The organism is Paenibacillus cymbidii, assembly GCF_004764705.1.
GTDB lineage: Bacteria > Bacillota > Bacilli > Paenibacillales > NBRC-103111 > Paenibacillus_AN > Paenibacillus_AN cymbidii.
Window position 1 is genome coordinate 173,739 of sequence record NZ_SHLX01000003.1, and the last position, 20,515, is coordinate 194,253.

Here is a 20,515-nt window from a genome sequence, read left to right on the forward strand (position 1 = left end):
AGCGGTTGCACAGCGGTATTAGTGAATGCGCTGTATTTTGCGAATCACCCCCTTTCGATACAATAGCTGTAAAAGAAAGGATGGTGTGAAGTGAAACATTGGAATGAAATTTACCTTTTTAAACAGAAATTTGCTATTTTGATTCTCGCCACCTTGCTCGCCTTTGGAAACATCGCTCTTGTGCTGCTTGCAAGCAAAGCGAGCGCGGATGACAGCGGGTTATTGGCGGAGTTGCGCATCAATCGCACTACAGCCGAGGGGGGACAACTGCTCCCGTTCGACCCGTCCGAACCGGCGGCGACCGACTATAGCATGAGCGTTCCGTCAGGAACGACGCAAGTCACGCTGACGGCCGAGACGGCTAATCCGACAGAAACGATCGTTGTGCGCTATAACAACGGCACTTATCCGTCCGTACTGACCGCCGGCCATTTGGAGCAAACGCTCAGCTTGGCGCCCACGGCCATTCGGCTTTTCATCGACGTTTACAACAGCGCCGGTACTGTCCAACTGAATCGATATACGGTTCGGCTCACGTTCGACATGGCGGGAGACGGTACGACAGGCAACCCCTATCAAATACATACGGCCCAGCAGCTTTCGTTGATCGGCCAATCGCCATACTCGCTTTCCAGCGCGTACAAGCTGATGAACCACATCAGCCTGAGCAATTTTATCACGGATGACGACAGCATAAGAGGCTGGAATCCGATTGGCGGGGAAGACGATTTCACCGGCAGCTTCGACGGCAGCGGCAAAACGATCAGCGGCTTGTGGAGCAACCGTGTCGCGCAACAGCAAGTCGGACTGTTCGGCTCGCTCGGCGCCGGCGCCAGCATCAGCAAGCTGGAGCTGTCGGCCGATGCGGATAAAGGCGGCATCGTCGGGGGCAATTACGCCGGCATGCTGGCCGGCAGGTCGGCAAGCGGCGGCCAACTGTCCGACATATCGGTCCAAGCGGCCGTATACGCAGGCGGCCCCACAGGGTACGCGGGCGGCATCGTCGGCTATAACGGCGCGGCGATCAGCCGCTCCTCGGTGACGGGCACCGTATACGGCATCTACGTCGTGGGCGGCCTGGCCGGCGAGTTGGTTGGCGGCGCCTCGCTTGATTCGAGCTTCTCGCAAGCGACGGTTTATTCGCTCGGCAGCGGAGCGAACGGAACCGGCGGCGCCGTCGGATACGTCATGGACGGCAGGATCAGCGATACGTTCGCAACCGGCAACGTGAGCACGGCGTACGGCCATGCCGGCGGACTCGTCGGTTACGCGAGCGCAGCCACCACGATCGAGCAATCCTATGCGGCTGCGGTGGTGTCGATTGATCCGGGGGGCGCAGGTTCGCATGGCGGTTTGATCGGCCAAAAAGCGGATTCCGGAGTGACAGTGACGGGTTCCTATTGGGATATGACCGCATCCGGACAACCGGGCAGCGCCGGCGATAGCGAAACGGGCAAAAATACGGATGAGATGCAAACTCGGGAAACTTACGCCGGCTGGGACTGGGCCGCCACGTGGCTGCAGCAGCCGGGACACTATCCGCATCTGCAGTGGACCGCGCCGGGCAGCCGGCCAACCGGGTTGACATTGACAGGGGCGGATCATATAGCGGAAAACGTGCCGATCGGAACGACCGTCGGCATGCTGGATGCGATTGATCCCGACTTGGGGGATGCGCTGACATACAGCTTCGTCTCCGCAAACATCGACTCCGGCCTGAATGCGTCGGTTGACGACGACAATGCAAGCTTCGTCATCGACGGCGAAGCGCTGAAAACGAACGCCGCCGTCGACTATGAAACGAAGAACGTCTATCACGTGCTGATCGCAGTCACGGACTCGACGTATCGTATGTTCTGGATGCCGTTCACCATCAACGTGCAAGACATGGGGGGGGTAACGCTTTCCGCCAACACCGTGGAGGAAAACGCGCCGGCCGGTACGGCCATCGGCACGGTAACCATCGTCGATCCGGATTCGTACGATTCCAGCTCGCTTGCACTGGTCACGGGAGTCGGCGACAACGATAACGCCAACTTCGAGATGGACGGCAATATTTTGCGGACAAAGGCCAGCTTCGACTACGAAACGAAAAACAGTTACCACATTCGCATCGGCATTACGGATTCCGTTTATCAAACCGTGTATGCCGCATATCCGTTCAGCGTGTTCGTGACAAATGTCAATGATGTACCGATTGTGGATTTTAACCTGTCGTACGTGCTCAAGGAAAAAACTTCTCCAGGTACAGAGATCGGCAACTTTAGCACAATCATTGTCGAGCAAGGCGATCAGTACGTTTATAGTCTGGTCGGCGGAAGCGGCGATACCGATAACGGCAGCTTCTCGATCGATGGCAACAAGCTGAAATCGGCCGCAATGTTCGACTACGAAACGAAATCGACTTATCAGATTCGGGTCAGCGTTACCGATGGTGTCTATTCGCTGCAGAAGCCGTTTACGATCCTTGTGGAGAATGTAGAGGAAGACGATTCACCGCCGCCGCCTGGCACGAATCCGCCACCGGGACCACTGCCCGGCCCGAGCCTGACGCCAACACCAACACCAACGCCGAGTCCGACACCGGAGGCCAAGCCGCTGGCAGTCGTTTCAATCAACGGCGACACGGACGAGCAGTTGGCGACAGTGGATGTTCGTGAGGATGGCGGCCGCAAGACGATTGCGGTGACGCTCGACCCGGACAAAATCGCCGCACGTCTGACCGCGGCAGGAGACAGCCCGGAGATTACGATTCCGGTATCCGCCGAAGCGGATGAAGTGATCGGAGCGATCAACGGGCAAACGGCCAAGCTGCTGGCGGAAAAACAAGCGACGTTAGTCGTTGAAACGGACGCGGCCAGCTATAAGCTGCCGGTCGGCCAGCTCGGTTTGGGCGATCTGCTGAAGCAGTGGGGCGCTTCCGTCGACCTTGCGGATGTTGTCGTACAGGTGCAAATCGGCGACAGTACGGAAAAGCAAGCGGCGTTGTTGAAGCAGGCTGCGGGCGATCAGACGTTTACCCCGGTCGTCGGACCGGTCAATTTTACCGTCACGGTCAGCTATAAAGGCAAATCAACGGAGATCAAGCTGTTCCCCGCTTATGTGGAGCGGGAAATCAAGCTTCCGGACGATGTCGATCCGGCTCAAGTAACGACAGCCATCGTGCTGCATGACGACGGCACCGTCACACCGGTACCGACTGTCGTCGAGCTCCGCAACGGCCGCTATTACGCCCGCGTCAGCAGCTTGACGAACAGCGCATATGCCGTAATCGGGTACTCGCATTCTTTTGCGGATATGAAAGGGCACTGGGCACAGTCGCAAGTGAGCGACATGGCGTCGCGCCTCATTGTCGACGGCGTCTCCGATACGGCGTTCGAACCGGAGCGCCCGATTACCCGCGCCGAGTTTGCCGCGATTCTGGTGCGTGCGCTGGGACTTCCGGCTGACGGCGGCAAACCGCCTTTCGCCGACGTTCCCGCGGGCGCCTGGTACGCCGGCGCGGCAGCCTCCGCTGCGGCATACGGCTTGATTGGCGGCTACGAAGACGGGACGTTCCGACCCGATCAGCCGATCAGCCGGCAGGAAGCGTTCACCATGCTGGGGGCGGCGCTGAAGCTGGCCGGCCAGCAAACGGATGGCGGCAACGCCGACAAGACGCTGGCTGCCTTCGCGGACCGCGCGTCGGTTGCCGATTGGGCGCTCGCCGGTACGGCAGCGCTTGTGAACGCCGGCATTATCGACGGCAGGGCGTCAGGGCTTGCACCGTTGGCGTCGATCTCCCGCGCCGAAGCGGCAGTCGCCATTCAACGTCTGCTGATCCGGACGGACTTGATCGACGCGCCAACGCCAGCGAGCAAGTAAGCAGGCACATAAGCGGTCTCCCGATGCGAGGGAGGCCGCTTTTTGCCGGTGGCGCCAAATGGCTGACGTGTTCACCGTTTCGTAATGACGCGCCGCGCTGTGCTGTGGTACGATAAGGATATCGGTTTATCGGGCAAGCTCATGATCGATTTTCTGCCCATATCAAGTCAGGAGGCCTCATCCATGCAAGCAATCGACCGTATCCTTACCAAGGCGCTCGCCGGCAGGCGGATCAATATCGAGGAATGCGTCACGCTGTTCGAATCGGACCAGATCGAGAAGATGGGCGATACCGCCAACCGGATCATGGAAAAGTGGCACCCCGAGCCGATCACAACGTTCGTCATCGGCCGCAACATCAACTATACGAACATTTGCGACGTCTATTGCCGCTTCTGCGCGTTTTATCGCAAGCCGGGCTCGTCCGAAGGCTACGTGCTGCCGGACGAAGTCATTTTTCAGAAAATCCAGGAAACGCTGAACGTCGGCGGCACGGAAATTTTGATGCAGGGCGGGACGAACCCCGATCTGCCGTTTACGTATTACACGAACCTGCTGCGCGAAATCAAGAAACGATTCGACATTACCATGCACTCGTTTTCTCCGGCGGAAATTATGAAGATGAAAGAAGTATCGAACGGACTGTCTCTGGAGGAAGTCGTCCGCCAACTGCACGAGGCCGGGCTTGACTCGCTGCCTGGCGGCGGGGCGGAAATTCTCGACGACCGCACGCGCCGCCGCATCAGCCGGCTCAAAGGCTCGTGGCGCGACTGGATGGACGTCATGCAGACGGCGCATCGCATCGGCATGCACACGACCGGCACGATGGTCATCGGCTTCGGCGAATCGCTGGAGGAGCGGGCGCTGCACCTGCTGCGCATTCGCGACGCCCAGGACGACGTGCTGGAGAAGAAGCTGTCGACGCCGGGATTCCTGGCGTTCATTCCGTGGACGTTCCAACCGGACAACACGAACCTCAAAGGGGAAAAAACGTCGCCCGAAGAGTATTTGAAGACGCTCGCCATCAGCCGAATCATGCTCGACAACATTCCTAACTTCCAATCGTCGTGGGTGACGATGGGGCCGGAAATCGGCAAACTGACGCTGCGTTATGGCTGCAACGATTTTGGCAGCACGATGATCGAGGAGAACGTCGTGTCGGCGGCGGGAACGACGCACAAGGTGAACATTTCGTCGACGCTGCGCCTCATCCGCGAGGCAGGGAAGATTCCGGCACAGCGCAACACGAAGTACGAAACGCTGCGCGTGTTCGACGACGAGAACGCAGTGGTGGAGAACGATTTTGTGATGCAAAATTAGGGTGTGTCTGAATACTCTGAGGGGAGCAGATTTTGCCGAATTTTCGTTTCATGCAAGGAAGTTTTGCGCAGGCTTACCGGGGGTAAGTCAAGCGGAACTGACGCAGCAGGGGGCGAAAAGGCGGTGAAAGATGACCTCGAGTGAGTTTTCAGACACGCCATAGTCGGTCGGATGGTGGCGCCATCAGGAGCGGAAGCGAGGAGCACAAAATGGCCGAAACGAAGCCATTGTTCGAGCCGGAAGCTTACGAAGAGCGGCTGGACCGGTTCGTGGACGAATACCGGAAGATGATCGTCGCCAGGCTGGACGAACAATACACGCACAGCGCCTCGCGCGCGGACAAAATCGCCGACAAAGTGGCGACGTTCGGCGGGAGCTGGAAGTTTATCATTTTGTTCGGTTGTTTTCTGGCCGCGTGGATGATCGTCAACGTGCTCGCCTTGACGAGGGTCATTCATTTTGATGAGCCGCCGTTTATTTTGCTGAATTTGATTTTGTCGTTTATTGCCGCCTTCCAGGCGCCGCTTATTCTGATGAGCCAGAACCGGCAAGCGCAGCGGGACAAAAACGAGGCGTTGATCGATTTTTCGATCAATTTCAAGGCGGAGCGGGAAGTGGACGATATTCAAGGCCATCTGCACCGGCTGGAAGACAACTTTGCTTCATTCCGCGACGAAATGCGCAACGAGCTGGCGGCGATCAAAACGCTGCTGACGAAGTGAAGCCGGAGCCGGCCGTGCGGCCGGTCTGCGGCAACGGTGCATGTACAAAATAGGCCATAAAAAATGGCCTATTCGCGTCTTTTTGGGCGACTCATCGAAAATAGCCAGTGAAAACACTGGCTATTATGGCCGAATCGTCCCCCAATCGAACATTTCAACGAAATAGCCAGCGATTTCGCTGGCTATTTCGTTGCTACCGGGCATTTTTCGCGGAATAGCCAATAAAACATGGCCTATTTCGAACTTACCTATTCTCAGGCCTACTTCGCCTCCCGCCGCACAACAAAACCAACCAACCCGCCGGCCATATCGTCCGCCGTCACGTGCAGCACAATCGGCTCGCCCGGCGGCGCGGCGATCGTTTCCGCATGCCGCATCCGGCCGTCTTTCGCGAGCCGGTACACCTCAATCGCGGCGCCAGAGCCGCCGGCCGCGGCAAGCTCAAGCACGCCTGCGGCGAACGGCACGCACGCCAGCTCGCGCGAGTCGGCGCAGCCGCGCCCGTCCTGCGCGATCAGCGCCCACTCGCCGCTGAAGCTCACGCCCGGCGCCGCGGAATAAGCGCGCGGCTCCTGCACGCCGCGCAGCGTCAGCGCCGTGACGGCGTCGCCGCCGGCCAGCCGCTCGATGCGGCCCCACGAGCGGGCGACGGGCTCGCGGCTTGTGACGCCGGGATCGGCGTCCAGCCAGAGCGGCCGCCAGCCGGTAGTGCGGCGGAACCAGCGCTCCAGCGCTTGCCAGCGGCCGAGCTGCACCGGCGAAAGCGCGATGCCGTCCGAGTCGTAAGCGCCCAGCGTCAGGCCGCATGCGCCGACGACGGCGGTGTCGAGCCAGATCGAATCGACGGCGTCCGTATAATAGCCCGTGGACGTATTGAGCGCCATGCCGCGGCGGGCGGCCAGCGACGCCCACATGCAGCGCTGGTTGTGGCCGATGCGCTCGTTGTCCGCGTCGTCGCCGGCATCGCCGAGATCGTCGATGTTGATCATGTCGTACAGCCCGTGCAGCAGCGGATGGACGCCGTAGTAAATGAGCGTGATGCCGGGTTTCGCCGCGCGGGCGGCGTCGCCGACGATGCGCAGCAGCTCGGCGCACAGCCGTTCGCCGCGCAGCGACGGGTCGCGCGGCGCGCCGGCGTCCGGGCCGGGCAGGCCGTAGCCGAAGTCGAGCTTCAGCGCGACCGGGTCGTACGTGCGGACGATCCGTTCCGTCCGTTCGGTCAAATAGCGGCGCGTTCGTTCCGAGCTGGGGTCCAGGCAATAATGGTAGCCGCCGCCCGCCAGCGGATCGCCGTTCCACGAATATTGCCGCGGCTTGCCGTCCGCGCCGCAAATCAGATCGTCGTCGCCAAGCCCCGCTTCCTCCGGCTTGTCAATCCAGCCGATCGATTGCCACAGCGCAAGGCCGTAGCCTTTCCCCTTTAAGTAAGCCAGCGATTCGTCGAACCCCGGGAACCGCTCGAGATTCGGCCGGCCCGAACCCATCGACGATTCCCAGGGATCGTCGATGACGACGAGCTGCGCCGGCAGCGATGCGGCGACCCGGTCGGCATATTCGCGCAAGTCGAAACGTCCGATACGGAAATCGCCCCACGTGCACAAAAACGAGCGCTGGTGCCCGGCATCTTTGGGTTCGCTGGCCGGGAAGGTGGCATACAGCCGGTCGTAGGCGTCATAAGCCGACGCTCCCCACGCCAGCCGCAGCGGTTCGTCCCAGCGGCGTCGATGCCGATCGGCCGGCTGCCACAAATCTTCCCGGTAGGCGTAAGTCAGACACGTCGTCGACCCTTGCACCTGCAGCGACAACGCCGCACCTTGGATCGCGCCGGGGCCTACGGCAAGCCAGCCGGCTTTGCCGCCGAGCGCCGCCGCGTACACCGGACGCGGGAACGCCGCCGCGTACAACGAGCCGGTGGCGCTGCCGAAGCTGCCCAGCGGGAGCGTAGCGTTGCCAAGCTCCCACACCCGCATCACGCTGCGCGTCACGCCCGCTCCCGCGCACGGCACGCACAGCAGCTCCGAGCGCCAAGCCGGCCAGAACGGCCGATCGGTGCGCGGCGCCCGGCTGCGTTCGACGTCGTCCATGACGCGTGCGCCGAAGTACAGCGCCACGATGCCGCATGCCAAAGACCATTCCGTCTCGAGGTCGGCGATCCGCAGCCCCCAAGCCTCCGTCGCCACTCGCATGTGCCCGCTGCCGAAGCGGCCGAACGCCAGCCGCAGCGTATAGGTGTTGTCCGCCGTTTGTACGGCTTCTTCGACCGTGCCCTGCACATATTCGTTGCCGCCTTCCGTATGCAGCTCGAACGACGGCAACAAGCCTCCTTGCCAAATGACGGCCGATGTCCGGCTGCCTTTGACGATCGCCCGATCGCTTCGCAATTCCCATTCCAATGTCCATGCATCCGCATTATGGGCACTGATCAACCATTCATTTGCCATAGTCGCATTCTCTCCCTCTTACGAGATCTTCCTCCATTATAGACAATCGGCACCCCCGTTGTATGCGGCCGGCCTGCTCGATTCGGTATCCAAAATTACGATTTTTTTCGCCGGATTCAGCGGCTTCCTTGCCAAATGTTTGATCGTATATCTCCTCTTCGCGAGCCATATACTTGTAAAGAAACTCAGCACGGAGAGGGTGAGGGAGCTTGGACACGTTGACCATAACCGTCATGAACCGCAGCGACGGGCCGCGAAACGGATTGTATCGCAAGCTGATTGCGGAGTTCGCTTCGCTGCCCCATTTGTATATGCAGAAAACCGCTTATCCAACCCACGAACGGATCGAATGCACCAATATCGGCAAAAAAACGTGGACACGCACGGAGCGTTTGAACGTATGCGAAAGCGTGGGGGCGGCGGTGGCGCAGTTTCTCGTCGAGGAAGAGGAGGAGCGGCTGCTGGCGGAATTGATCGCCGGGCAGTTCGCTTACGAGGACAACGACGCGTCGCATGTGCTGGCCTATTGCCGGCAAGTGCTGCAAGGGCATCCGCCGGCCGTTGCCGCCAAACCGCCCAAACGGGAGCGGCCATGGCTCGGAGAAACGGACGATGCGGCGCAAGCCCGCGAGCTGTCGCACCGGGAGCGGCTGATCGCCAAGGAAGCGAAAGATTTTTTGAAGGCGCACGACTTTCTGAACGTGGACGGGTTGCTAAAATTTCGGCTTCGCGGCTATAAGGAAGAGCTGAAGGAAACGGTGGAGTACGCCGCGGCGGAATATGCGATGGATAAGCAGTACCAGGAGTTTATTTCGCTGCTGCAGTACTTCGTTTTTATTCAGGATACGAAGGTGCCGGCGGTGCATCTGATTCATAAAGGCGGCCACGAATTCGACCTGCTCGACGAAACGATGGCGCCGATCGATACGAGCTCGCTGGACACGACGATGACGGTGGAAGTGCTGGACAAAGATTTCAATTTCGAGGACATGATCGTCAGCACGCTCATCACAGTTGCGCCGCAGCACATTCACGTGCATACGCGGGAGCCGGAGGTGCAGCTCATTCGCACGATTATGCAAATTTTCGAAGGGCGGGCGAGGCTGTGCACCTTCTGCCGGCAATGCAAGCCGGCGCTCGGCGACGGCGTTGTGCTGGAAGCGGACACGGGAACGATCGGCAACGGCCTGTAAGACGTGAGCGGACCACCACTTGACTTGGCGCGGCCAACCTTACTATAATAGTCGGTATAACACATCGCTACGACCGAAGACACGAATCGCAATTCGAACGGCTCAGAGAGAGGGGTCCCGGCTGCAAGCCCCTTGCGTCACCGATTGCGCATTTACCCCTTCGCGAGCTGCGACGTCGAACGATGCCGGCTTGGGCGCCCAGCAACAGCGCTCGCGGCGATCCAGTAGGCGACGCCGGTTCATCCCCGATAACGGATGCCTGAGGATGCCGCTCCCGCAAACGATTGCGGCGCGCATCGAACAGAGGGTGGAACCACGAGACCAAGCGCGCTCGTCCCTTGCGGACAGCGCGCTTTTTTGTATTGGGGCCCCCGCAAAGTACCTGAGTACGCTTCGATGCGATGGCCTCACTTTGTGGGGTTGTTTTGCGTCCACATTACATGTAAAAGAAGGAGTTTTGACCCGCCATGTCCATTCAAGTTACGTTTCCGGACGGCGCCGTTCGCGAATATGCCGGCGGCACCACCATCGAACAAGTCGCCGAATCGATCAGCTCCGGCCTGAAGAAAAACGCCGTCATCGGCAAAGTCGACGGGAAACCGGTCGACCTGAACACGCCGCTCGAGCAATCCGCCGCCGTTGAAATCGTCACCCTCGACTCCGACGCAGGCCTCGAGGTGTATCGGCACAGCACGGCGCATCTGATGGCGCAAGCGATCAAACGCATTTACGGGGAAAAGACCGTCAAGCTCGGTATCGGCCCGGTCATCGAGGACGGCTTCTACTACGACATCGATCTCGAGAAGCCGCTGTCCGCTGACGACCTCGGCGCCATCGAGAAGGAGATGGAACGCATCGCCGGCGAAAATTTGCCGATCACCCGCCGCGTCGTCAGCCGCGAGGAAGCGCTGCGCATTTTCGGCGAGCTGGAGGATCCGCTCAAGCTGGAGCTGATCCGCGATTTGCCGGCGGACAGCGTCATTACGATTTACGACCAAGGCGAATTTTTTGACTTGTGCCGCGGGCCGCACCTGCCTTCGACCGGGCGCATCAAAGCGTTCAAGCTGCTGAGCGTGGCGGGCGCCTACTGGCGCGGCGACTCGAAGAACAAGATGCTGCAGCGCATCTACGGCACCGCATTCCCGAAAAAGGCGCAGCTCGACGAGCATCTCCATCTGCTGGAGGAAGCGAAAAAACGCGATCACCGCAAGCTCGGCCGCGAGCTGAAAATGTTCACCTTCTCCCGCGAAGTCGGCCAAGGGCTGCCGATCTGGCTGCCGGCCGGGGCCAAGCTTCGCCGCACGCTGGAGCGCTACATCGTCGATCTCGAGGAGCGTCTCGGCTACCAGCACGTGTATACGCCGGTGCTCGCCAACGTCGAGTTGTACAAGACGTCGGGCCACTGGGACCACTACCAGGAAGACATGTTTCCGAAAATGGTTCTCGACAACGAGGAGCTTGTGCTGCGTCCGATGAACTGCCCCCACCATATGATGGTGTACAAAAGCGAGATGCGTTCGTACCGCGACCTTCCGGTGCGCGTCGCCGAGCTCGGCACGATGCACCGTTACGAAATGTCGGGCGCGCTCACCGGACTGCACCGTGTGCGGGCGATGACGTTGAACGATGCTCACATCTTCTGCCGTCCGGACCAGATCAAGGACGAGTTCGCGCGCGTTATCAACCTGATTCGCCAGGTATACGAAGACATCGGCATCAAGGAATACCGCTTCCGCCTGTCGTACCGCGATCCGAAGGATACGGAGAAATATTTTCCGAACGATGCCATGTGGGAAATGTCGCAGCGCATGCTGCGCGAAGTTGTCGAAGAGCTGGGGCTGCCGTTCTTCGAGGCGGAAGGCGAAGCCGCATTCTACGGGCCGAAGCTTGACGTGCAGATCAAGACCGCGTTGAAAAAAGAAGAAACGCTGTCGACCGCACAGCTTGACTTCCTGCTGCCGGAGCGCTTCGAGCTCGAGTACGTCGGCGACGACGGGCAGAAGCACCGCCCGGTCGTCATTCACCGCGGCATCATCAGCACGATGGAGCGCATGACCGCTTTCCTGCTGGAGAACTTTGCCGGCGCGCTGCCGGTTTGGCTGTCGCCGGAGCAGGCACGCGTCATTCCGGTGTCGCCGGCGTTCAGCGAATACGTGAAGCAAGTGACGGAGAAGCTGCAGCTGGCCGGCATCCGCGCCGAATCCGACGACCGCAACGAAAAGCTCGGCTACAAAATTCGCGAGGCGCAGCTGGACAAAATTCCGTATATGCTCGTCGTCGGCGAAAATGAAGTGAACAGCGGCTCGTTTTCGGTGCGCAAGCGCGGCGAAGGCGACATCGGCTCGCACAGCGTCGACGCGACGATTGCAATGATTGCCGAAGCGATTCGCACGAAGGCGCATTAGACCTGCCCGGTTTTCTCATATCAAATGCTTTGACCAAAGACATGATTCGTGTGTGCCAGCCCCAGAGAGAGGGACGATTGCTGAAAGTCCCTTGCGTCCGCACACGCGCGATTACCCCTTTGCAGCTGCGGCGCCAACGCGTACGACGCGCTTTCCCGCGCGCACGCCAGTAGACGCCGCCGGTTCATTCCCGGTACCGAATGACCAGAGGACGCCTTTCGCCCACCCGTGCCATGCCGGGTGCCGGGCGGCGTCGAATCAGGGTGGAACCACGAGCGTCAAGCGCACTCGTCCCTTTGCGGCGAGCTGCGCTTTTTTGTGTTTTCCGAATGTATTACGCGACTATGACGAGGAGGCATCAACGATGCAAGATCAACAGAAACACGACGAAATTCAGGCTTATTTGCAAATATACCGCCACAGCGCGGCGCATCTGCTGGCGCAGGCGCTCAAGCGCATTTACGGGGAGAAGGCAGTGAGATTGGGCATCGGTCCGGTGATCGAGGACGGTTTTTATTACGATATCGACCTGGAGCAGCCGCTGTCCGCGGACGATCTTGGCGCAATCGAGCAGGAGATGGCCCGAATCGCCGGCGAAAATTATCTGATCGTTCGGCGCGTCGTCAGCCGCGAAGAAGCGGAGCGGCTGTTCCGCGAACGCGAGGAGCCGCTCAAGCTGGAGCTGATCCGCGACTTGCCGGCGGACAGCGTCATCACGGTTTACGAGCAAGGGGAATTTGTCGACTTGTGCCGCGGTCCGCACGTGCCGGCAACGGGCGTCATCCAGGCGTTCAAGCTGCTCAGCGTGGCGGGCGCGTATTGGCGCGGCGACGCGAACAACAAGATGCTGCAGCGCATATACGGCACAGCGTTTCCGGAGAGGGAACAGTTGGAGGAACATTTACTGCTGCTGGAGGAGGCGAAAAAACGCGATCACCGCAAGCTCGGCCGCGAGCTGAAGCTGTTCATGTTCTCCGAAGAGGCGCCGGGCATGCCGTTTTATTTGCCGCATGGCCGCACGATCCGAAACGAGCTGGAGCGTTTTTCGCGCGAAACGTTTCTGACGGACGGCTACCAGGAAGTGACGACGCCGCTGATGATGAACAGCCGGCTGTGGGAGCGGTCCGGCCACTGGGATCACTACCGCGACAACATGTATTTCAGCCAGGTGGACGAAGCTTCCTTCGCGCTGAAGCCGATGAACTGCCCCGGGCACATGCTCGTTTACAAAAACGAGCGGCATTCGTATCGCGAGCTGCCGCTGCGTTACGCCGAGTTCGGCCAGGTGCACCGCCATGAATATTCGGGCGCGCTGAACGGCATGATGCGGGTGCGCACGTTTTGCCAGGACGATGCACATCTGTTCGTTCGCCCCGACCAAATCGAGGAGGAAATTGCCGACATTCTTGCGCTGATCGACCGGATGTACGGCGTCTTCGGCTTCGAATACCGCCTGGAGTTGTCGACTCGGCCGGAAAACTCGATGGGCGACGACGCCTTGTGGCAGCAGGCGGAGAACGCGCTGCGCAACGTGCTCGAAAACCGCGGCATCGCTTATGCGCTGAATCCGGGCGACGGCGCCTTCTACGGCCCGAAGATCGATTTCCATATCCGCGACGCGCTGAAACGGAGCTGGCAGTGCGCGACGATCCAGCTCGATTTTCAATTTCCCGAGAAGTTCGATCTCGAGTACATCGGCGACGACAACGGCAAACATCGGCCGGTCGTCATTCACCGCGCGGTATTCGGCTCGATCGACCGGTTTATCGGCATTCTGACGGAGCACTATGCCGGCGCCTTCCCGCTCTGGCTGGCGCCCGTGCAGGCGACGATCCTTCCGGTGTCGCCGGCGTTCGCGGAGCAGGCGAACCGGCTGAAGGCGCAATTGCTCGCCGCCGGCATCCGCGCCGAATGCGACGACCGCAGCGAGAAGCTCGGCTACAAAATCCGCGAAGCGCAGCTGCAGCAAGTGCCGTATATGCTGATTGTCGGCGAAAAGGAAATTGGCGGCGGCACGTTTGCCGTACGCAAGCGGGGCCAGGGCGATATCGGCTCGCTTGGCGTCGAAGCAACGATTGCGCTGCTTCAGGCGGACATTCGCGCCAAGGTCGGCTGATTCCGTCCGGCTGCCGGCTGCCCATTACCCGCATAAACCGGCCGCAATCTGGGCATCCTCCTGACATAAGGGGAGGATTAGCGACCATTATGGATCCTGACAGGTGGAGCGTTGCACCGAAAATCTGTTTTACGCTTCTTATCGCCGCGACGTTGACACTGGCGTTGGACTTCGGCAAGTCCGCAAGCCCTGCGCTTACCGGCCCGAAGCCGATTGACGCGGGAGACAACGGGCCGGCGCCAGCCGCTGCCGAAGCGGTACCCGCCGCCGAAACGCCCGAAGCGGAGTCGCAAACGGTGTTCGGCAGCGTCGAACAAATGAAGCAACGCTACGAAGCGGTGCGTGTCGTCGCCACCGGCTACACCGCAGGCAAGGAATCGACAGGCAAAAGCCCGAATCACCCGCAATACGGCATCACGTTTTCCGGAGTCAAGGTGCGGAAAGATACGTTCTCGACGATTGCGGCCGATCCGAACGTATTCCCGCTCGGTACGATTCTGTTCATTCCGGGCTACGGCTTCGGCGTTGTCGCCGACACGGGCAGCGCGATCAAAGGCAATAAAATCGATTTGTATTTCCCGACGAAAGACCAGGTGTTTGCGCACTGGGGCAAAAAGTCGGTGGATGTGTATATATTGAAACGCGGCGACGGCAAAGTGACCGAAGCGATGTTGGACCGGTTGAATGCGATGAAAGCTTACATGCCGGGCGACAAGCCGGCGTAATCGCGCCGCTGCCGCAAATTGAAAAATTACGGCGCCGGTGCATAAAACATACCTCCCTTTCAAACGCTACTTTTGCAGGGAGGTGATGAACCGATGGCCAAGAACAAAACCAACAAGTATACGCCGAACAGCAAAAACCAAACCGAATTTTCCGAAGAAGTCGTCTCCAAAAACGCGAAGCAGGCGGCTCAGAACGCGCCAAGCGAAGGGGCGAGCAGAAGCAAACGGCAATAGAACGGCGAATGGCCCGCGCGAGCGGTCAAGCGTCTCTTATGTATATGGCGAAGACCGAGAGAGCCGGATTCCGGCTCTCTTTGTGTATCGCCGGAGTCGCTGTGTCCCTGCGGCGGATTGCATTGCTGTGTCCGGACTACTTTGCGCGCCGACCGATTTTCGTTATAATTGGTAGAAAAGCTAACATAAATCGGAGGAGTAGCAATGCTGGAATGGAGCCATGTACGCAAAGCTTCCGCGTTACTGCTTGGCGCCGCTCTTGTCCTGCTGGCGGTTTCTTTAGCCGCGCCGGCGCTGTGGCTTTCGTTGGCCGCGTTTGTTGCGGTAGGGGCGGCAGGTTATATGCTGCTTCTCCTGGACGGCCGGTCGGGCGGCAGCGCTTCGTCGCAGTCCGGGCAAGCCGCGGCGGACGGCAAGAACGATGCTGTAGCGGGAATCGTCAATGAATCGCAGGTTGTTGCGGACCGGCTTGTCGCCGTCGTGGAGGAAGTCAATGCGACGATCGGCCGGCTGACGACGATCGCCGACGCATCGACGAGCCAGGAAGAGCAGCTTCACGCGCAAAGTCTTCAGGCGTTGAACCGGATCGAAACGACGTTCGGCTCGCTGCAGCAAGTGGCGGCGGCGGCCGAAGAAATCCGCCATTCGTCGATCGTTATGCACGATCAGAGCGAAAGCACGAAGGAAGCCGTGCTGGACGTATGCCGCTCGCTGAACAGCGCGGACCGGGTGATGCAGTCGCTGAGCGACAATCACGGCGCGATGCAGGCGAGCATCGGCGAGCTGAGCGGTCATGCAGGCAATATCGAAGACATCAACGTGTTTATCCGCGAGGTGGTCGCCCAAACGTCGCTGCTGGCGCTCAACGCGTCGATCGAGGCGGCCCGCGCCGGCGAGCATGGACGGGGCTTCGCCGTCGTCGCGCAGGAAATCAGGAAGCTGGCCGAACAAAGCCACCTTGCAGTGACGCGTTCGTCGGAAATTTTGGCCGCGATCGAAAGCGGGGTCGGCCGCGTAGTCAAGGAGGTTGAGCTGGAACGGCAGGCGGTTGGGCAAGGCGCGGACGAAATGAAGCGAATGCAGGAGCGGATCGATCTGATCTTCGCCCGCACGCTGGAAGTGAACGGCTTGGTGGCGACAACGACCGAGGCGAGCAAGCGGCAGTCGGAGCTGATGACGGGTACAACCGCGATGCTGGGCGACGTGGTCGAGCTGGTAGACCGAACGAAGGCGGCGATCGAATCGACGCTAGCGCTGATGCAAGGGCAACGGATCCAGGTCGGCAAGCTCGGGGACATCAGCGTCAATCTGGAGCGGACGTCGACCGAGCTGCAAGCTTCGATTCAGTCGATCGGCACCGATCGCGTGCATCGCGAAGCCGCGGCGCAGCTCGAGCCGATGAAGCTGGTGCTTGAGCGTTTGGCGGCGAGCCCCAATATCGTTTCGCTGGAGCCTGACGAGCATGAGCGGCTGCTTGGCGCCGCCAAGGCGCAGACGGCGGGAATCGAAGCGATCTGGTCCAACCGCGCGGACGGCAGTTTTATTTACTCCGAGCCGAGAGCCGGCCTCGTTCATGCGCGCGGGAGGGAATGGTGGAAGCGGGCCATGGCCGGCGAACGGTATGTCTCGGAAGCTTACATATCGGCGATCAGCAAAAAGCCTTGCGTGACGCTGTCCCAGCCGATTTGCGGCGAACGCGGCGAATATATCGGGGTTGTCGGAATCGATTTGGAGGTAAAATAATGGTTCTCATCCGTCTTCATCTGGTGTAGAATAGTGATATTGTAACAATACATCACATACGAAGACAGGTGAATTGTCATGATGAACGCTTTTGTGCAGCATTCGGCGGCCGGGCCAAGCGTCAAACGAAGGGCTGCCGATGTATATCCGTTTCTCGAGACGTATATCGCCCGCAAAGAACAACAAATCGCCGATATCATGCAGATCGTCGAACGATATGAGAAGCGCAGGATGGTGGAGGAACGGGCATACCAGTCGATGTCGGCGCTGCGCCGGATGTTTTCCGGCAAGAAGCCGGACCACCATGTGGCGGTCGAGTATATTCATTACGTGAAGAAGCCGATGGAGCAAGTGCGGCGGCTGCGCGCCGAAGTCGAGGCCGCCCGCGCCATTCTCACCGACTCGCAGCCGGGCGACATGATCGACCTTGACGGCGATCTGGAGCGGGAGCTGACTTGATCGTTCGTCTCATGAGGCGACCGCCGTTCGGGAGTTGTCCAGTGAAATAGGCCATCAAAAACGGCCTATTCGCCCCTTTTCCGCGCCCCATCAAAAATAGCCAGCGAAAACGCTGGCTATTGCGACCAATCTAGCTCAAAATCGAATATTTCAGCGAAATAGCCAGTGATTTCACTGGCTATTTCTTCATTGTGGTTCCTATTTTGCGCTATAGCCAATGAAACCTTGCTTATTTATTTCATTTTCGCCAACTCGATAAAATCTTGCTCCTGGCTGTACGCCGGCACGCCGTGAATGCCGACGTCGAGGCCGACGAGCTCTTCGTCGCGGCTGACGCGGACGCGGACGAGCGGGTTGATCAGCTTGAGGAACAGCCACGTCAGGGCGAAGCCCCACACGGCTATTACGACTAGGCCCAGCGCCTGGACGCCGAGCAGGCTCCAGCCGCCGCCGTATAGCAGGCCGTAGTGGCCGCGGCCAACCCCTTCGGCCGCTTCCGGCAGCGCAAGCAGGCCAACGGCCAACGTGCCGATGCTGCCGCTGACGCCGTGCACGGCGAAGGCGCCGACCGGGTCGTCGATTTGTTTGCGCTCGAGGAACTCGGTGGCGAACACCATCGCCACGCCGCTGACGGCGCCGATCACGATCGCCGCAAGGTCCGAAACGAAGGCGCAGCCCGCCGTGATGCCGACAAGTCCGGCCAATGAGCCGTTGATGACCATCGGAGGGTCGGCCTTGCGGTAGCGCAGCATCGTCAGCAGGATGCAAGCCGCTCCGCCGGCGGCGGCGGCCAGCATCGTCGTGACGGCGATATGCCCGATCGAACCGTTCGTGGCGCTGAGCGTGCTGCCGGAGTTGAAGCCGAACCAGCCGAACCACAGGATGAAAGCGCCTACCGAAGCCAGCGGCAGGTTGGACGGCGGCACGATGTTCGAGCTGCCGCCTGCGGCGAATTTGCCGATGCGCGGGCCGATGAAGATCGCCGCCGCCAGCGCCGAAAAGCCGCCGAGCGCATGGATGACCGCCGAGCCGGCAAAATCGATCATGCCAAGCTTGCCGAGCCAGCCGCCGACGCTCCATACCCAGTGCCCGGCAATCGGGTAAATGATGCCGGTCATGGCGATCGTGTACAGGATGTAGGCGCGAAAGTTGATTCGTTCGGCAACGGCGCCGGAAACGATGGAAATGACGGCGATAACGAAGGCGCATTGGAAAAACCAGAAGGTTTCATGGGAGATGGAGAGGTCGATGTGTGCGAGGTTTCCTTTCATCATAAAGCCCGACGAACCGATAAGGCCGCTTGCATCTTTGCCGTACATCAGCGCAAAGCCGAAAAAATAAAAGACGAGCGCGCCGAACGCGATATCGACGAACACCTTCATGATGATGCTGACGGCGTTCTTCTGCCGGACGAAACCCGCTTCGAGCAAGGCGAAGCCGCCTTCCATAAGCAAAATCATTGCGGCGGTGAGCACGACCCAAATCGTGTCGAGCCCGCTGGCAATGTTCGTCAACTCCATACTGGTATCCCCCTTAAAACGTACGATAACAAATTTTAGCCCTCTCATTATACGGGTTTGGTGGAAGTTATGTCAACGAATGATGTTAGTAAACATAACAATCAGATTGTACTTATTCTAAGTTGCCGCAACAGCGATGGACATGGCGGACGCGCTTCCGCAACAAAACGACACGGTTCTCGGTCCGCAGACCGAGCCGTTTTTCATGCCCTCGTCTCTTTCTTTCGCAAACAATTTGGTCTACACTTTGGCTATAACGCAACAGAAAGGCAACGGAGGTGCCGACATGAACAGCAATTTTCGCAACAAATGGTTTTTCGGCGTCACGCTGATCGCCGTCGGCGTTGTGTTTCTGCTCCATCAGAATGGCGTCATTACGTTCGATATGGGACGATTGATTTCCGACTTCTGGCCGGTCGTCATTATATGGTTCGGATTGAAGGGGATCGTGGTGCAGCGGAGGCACGAAGCGAGATGGGGAGCTTCTTTTATATGGAGCTTGTTCGTCATTATGATCGGCGTTTATTTCCTGCTTTCGAATCTGGATGTGGAAGGCTTTACGAACGGCGAGGGCTATAAATATTTGGTGCCCGTCGTGCTGATCGTCATCGGGCTGAGCATGATGTTCCGGCGGTCCAAGGCGCAAGCGGAGTGGCGGCAAACGCCAACCGATCGCCCCTTCGACTGGGAGCCCAAATCGAACAGCCAAGGCTCCTACTATGAAACAACGGGCGGCGCCGCAACGGATGCCGGATACGAAGAGCCGTCCCGCCGTACGGAATACCGCGGCGCGCATGACTGGCATCAATGGAAGCGTACGTGGAAAGAGCAGTGGAAGCAGCAGAAACAAATGCTGAAGCAGCAATGGCGCGAGCAGCGGCGGTTCATTCATCCGCATGAACGGGCGCGGCAGTTCCGCGACATGATGGACGAAGCGCGTTCCAAGTGGCGCGAGGAGGAACGTCGCCGCCGCGAAGAAGCGCGCGAGGATTGGGTACACGCTCCCGCCGCCGCGAAGCCGAAGCCGGCCGAGCCGGAGCAGCCGAAATCGTGGGAGCCGGATTGGGCGGAGCTGGAGCGCCGCGCGGCGGAGAACGACGGCGGTGTCGCGAACGAAGAAGCGCAGCGCGAGCTGAAGAGCGCGTACGAGCGGCGCATGCAGGAGCTGGAGCGCCAGTTGGCGGAGCAGGAGACCAAGACGGCTGCGGATGAAGCGCAGCAGCCGGCGGCGGGCGAAAACGCGGCGGAGACGGTGGCGAATGCGGCGGCTCGTCCGGGACAAGCGGAGACGGTCGGCGGCGAACGATTCGCCAAGGCGGGTTCTGCCGGGAAAGAACGGCGCGAACGCGATTCGCATCATCACGGCCATCACTGGCAATGGCAGCAAGGAGTGCAGCATCGCTCCTCGTTCATCGGCGACATTCATATGGGCAAGGAGTTTTGGAAGCTGGAGCCGATGAACATCTCGCATTTTATCGGCGATACGGTGATCGACCTGACGACGGCGAGCATTCCGAACGGGGAAACGCGCATCGACGTCTCCGCCTTCATCGGCGACGTGAAGCTGTTCGTGCCGAACGATATGCAGGTGGAGGTTAAAGTGAGCACATCCGCCTTCATCGGCGATATGAAGGTGTTCGACCGGCACGAGGGCGGGCTGTTCCGCAACATGCAGATGCAGACGCCCCGCTACGCCGACGCGGACAAAAAAATACGCGTCAACGTCAGCATGTTCATCGGCGACGTGACCGTCAAGCGGGTAGGGTAAAACGG

The 20,515-nt window shown here is 59.8% G+C and carries 13 protein-coding genes; 11 read left to right on the forward strand and 2 right to left on the reverse strand.

Translation table 11 applies throughout. The features are described from left to right. Positions 1-90 precede the first annotated feature (90 nt). From EXY20_RS06100 to EXY20_RS06110, 3 genes are all read left to right on the forward strand, one after another. The gene (locus EXY20_RS06100) at positions 91-3,864 is read left to right on the forward strand and encodes an S-layer homology domain-containing protein (protein ID WP_135548735.1); all 3,774 of its coding nucleotides are present in this window, start codon (positions 91-93) and stop codon (positions 3,862-3,864) included. Positions 3,865-4,047: 183 nt separating this feature from the next. Next, positions 4,048-5,184, forward strand: coding sequence for a cyclic dehypoxanthinyl futalosine synthase (mqnC, locus tag EXY20_RS06105; protein WP_135548737.1), 1,137 nt, complete (start codon positions 4,048-4,050; stop codon positions 5,182-5,184). A 209-nt stretch (positions 5,185-5,393) separates the two neighbouring features. Beyond that, on the forward strand, positions 5,394-5,906 hold the full coding sequence (locus EXY20_RS06110; protein WP_135548739.1) for a DUF1003 domain-containing protein: 513 nt from the start codon (positions 5,394-5,396) through the stop codon (positions 5,904-5,906). A gap of 260 nt (positions 5,907-6,166) precedes the next feature. Here EXY20_RS06110 and EXY20_RS06115 read toward each other — a convergent pair whose 3' ends face one another. Continuing rightward, entirely contained in the window at positions 6,167-8,347 is a 2,181-nt protein-coding gene (locus EXY20_RS06115) for an alpha-amylase family protein (RefSeq protein ID WP_135548741.1), read from the reverse strand. A gap of 218 nt (positions 8,348-8,565) precedes the next feature. On the opposite strand from EXY20_RS06115, the gene EXY20_RS06120 reads away from it, so the two are divergent. The 7 genes from EXY20_RS06120 to EXY20_RS06145 all read left to right on the forward strand — a co-directional run bounded on the left by EXY20_RS06120 (position 8,566) and on the right by EXY20_RS06145 (position 17,222). After that, the gene (locus tag EXY20_RS06120; protein WP_135548743.1) at positions 8,566-9,540 is read left to right on the forward strand and encodes a putative sporulation protein YtxC; all 975 of its coding nucleotides are present in this window, start codon (positions 8,566-8,568) and stop codon (positions 9,538-9,540) included. A 467-nt stretch (positions 9,541-10,007) separates the two neighbouring features. Then, positions 10,008-11,945 carry a threonine--tRNA ligase gene (thrS, locus tag EXY20_RS06125; RefSeq protein ID WP_135548745.1) on the forward strand — a complete coding sequence of 646 codons (1,938 nt, stop codon included), beginning with the start codon at positions 10,008-10,010 and terminating at the stop codon, positions 11,943-11,945. 364 nt (positions 11,946-12,309) lie between these two features. Next, entirely contained in the window at positions 12,310-14,061 is a 1,752-nt protein-coding gene (gene thrS / locus EXY20_RS06130; protein ID WP_135548747.1) for a threonine--tRNA ligase, read from the forward strand. An 89-nt stretch (positions 14,062-14,150) separates the two neighbouring features. Continuing rightward, on the forward strand, positions 14,151-14,786 hold the full coding sequence (locus EXY20_RS40395; RefSeq protein WP_135548749.1) for a 3D domain-containing protein: 636 nt from the start codon (positions 14,151-14,153) through the stop codon (positions 14,784-14,786). A 93-nt stretch (positions 14,787-14,879) separates the two neighbouring features. Next, entirely contained in the window at positions 14,880-15,020 is a 141-nt protein-coding gene (locus tag EXY20_RS38800) for a hypothetical protein (RefSeq protein ID WP_167859024.1), read from the forward strand. A gap of 204 nt (positions 15,021-15,224) precedes the next feature. Next, entirely contained in the window at positions 15,225-16,763 is a 1,539-nt protein-coding gene (locus EXY20_RS06140) for a methyl-accepting chemotaxis protein (RefSeq protein WP_135548751.1), read from the forward strand. A 78-nt stretch (positions 16,764-16,841) separates the two neighbouring features. After that, positions 16,842-17,222: a hypothetical protein gene (locus EXY20_RS06145; RefSeq protein ID WP_135548753.1), complete on the forward strand. Its 381-nt coding sequence runs from the start codon at positions 16,842-16,844 to the stop codon at positions 17,220-17,222. 233 nt (positions 17,223-17,455) lie between these two features. Here EXY20_RS06145 and EXY20_RS06150 read toward each other — a convergent pair whose 3' ends face one another. Continuing rightward, positions 17,456-18,742 carry an ammonium transporter gene (locus tag EXY20_RS06150; protein ID WP_135548755.1) on the reverse strand — a complete coding sequence of 429 codons (1,287 nt, stop codon included), beginning with the start codon at positions 18,740-18,742 and terminating at the stop codon, positions 17,456-17,458. Between the two features lie 286 nt (positions 18,743-19,028). On the opposite strand from EXY20_RS06150, the gene liaF reads away from it, so the two are divergent. Further along, positions 19,029-20,510: a cell wall-active antibiotics response protein LiaF gene (liaF, locus tag EXY20_RS39730; protein ID WP_235885381.1), complete on the forward strand. Its 1,482-nt coding sequence runs from the start codon at positions 19,029-19,031 to the stop codon at positions 20,508-20,510. Positions 20,511-20,515: the final 5 nt, after the last annotated feature.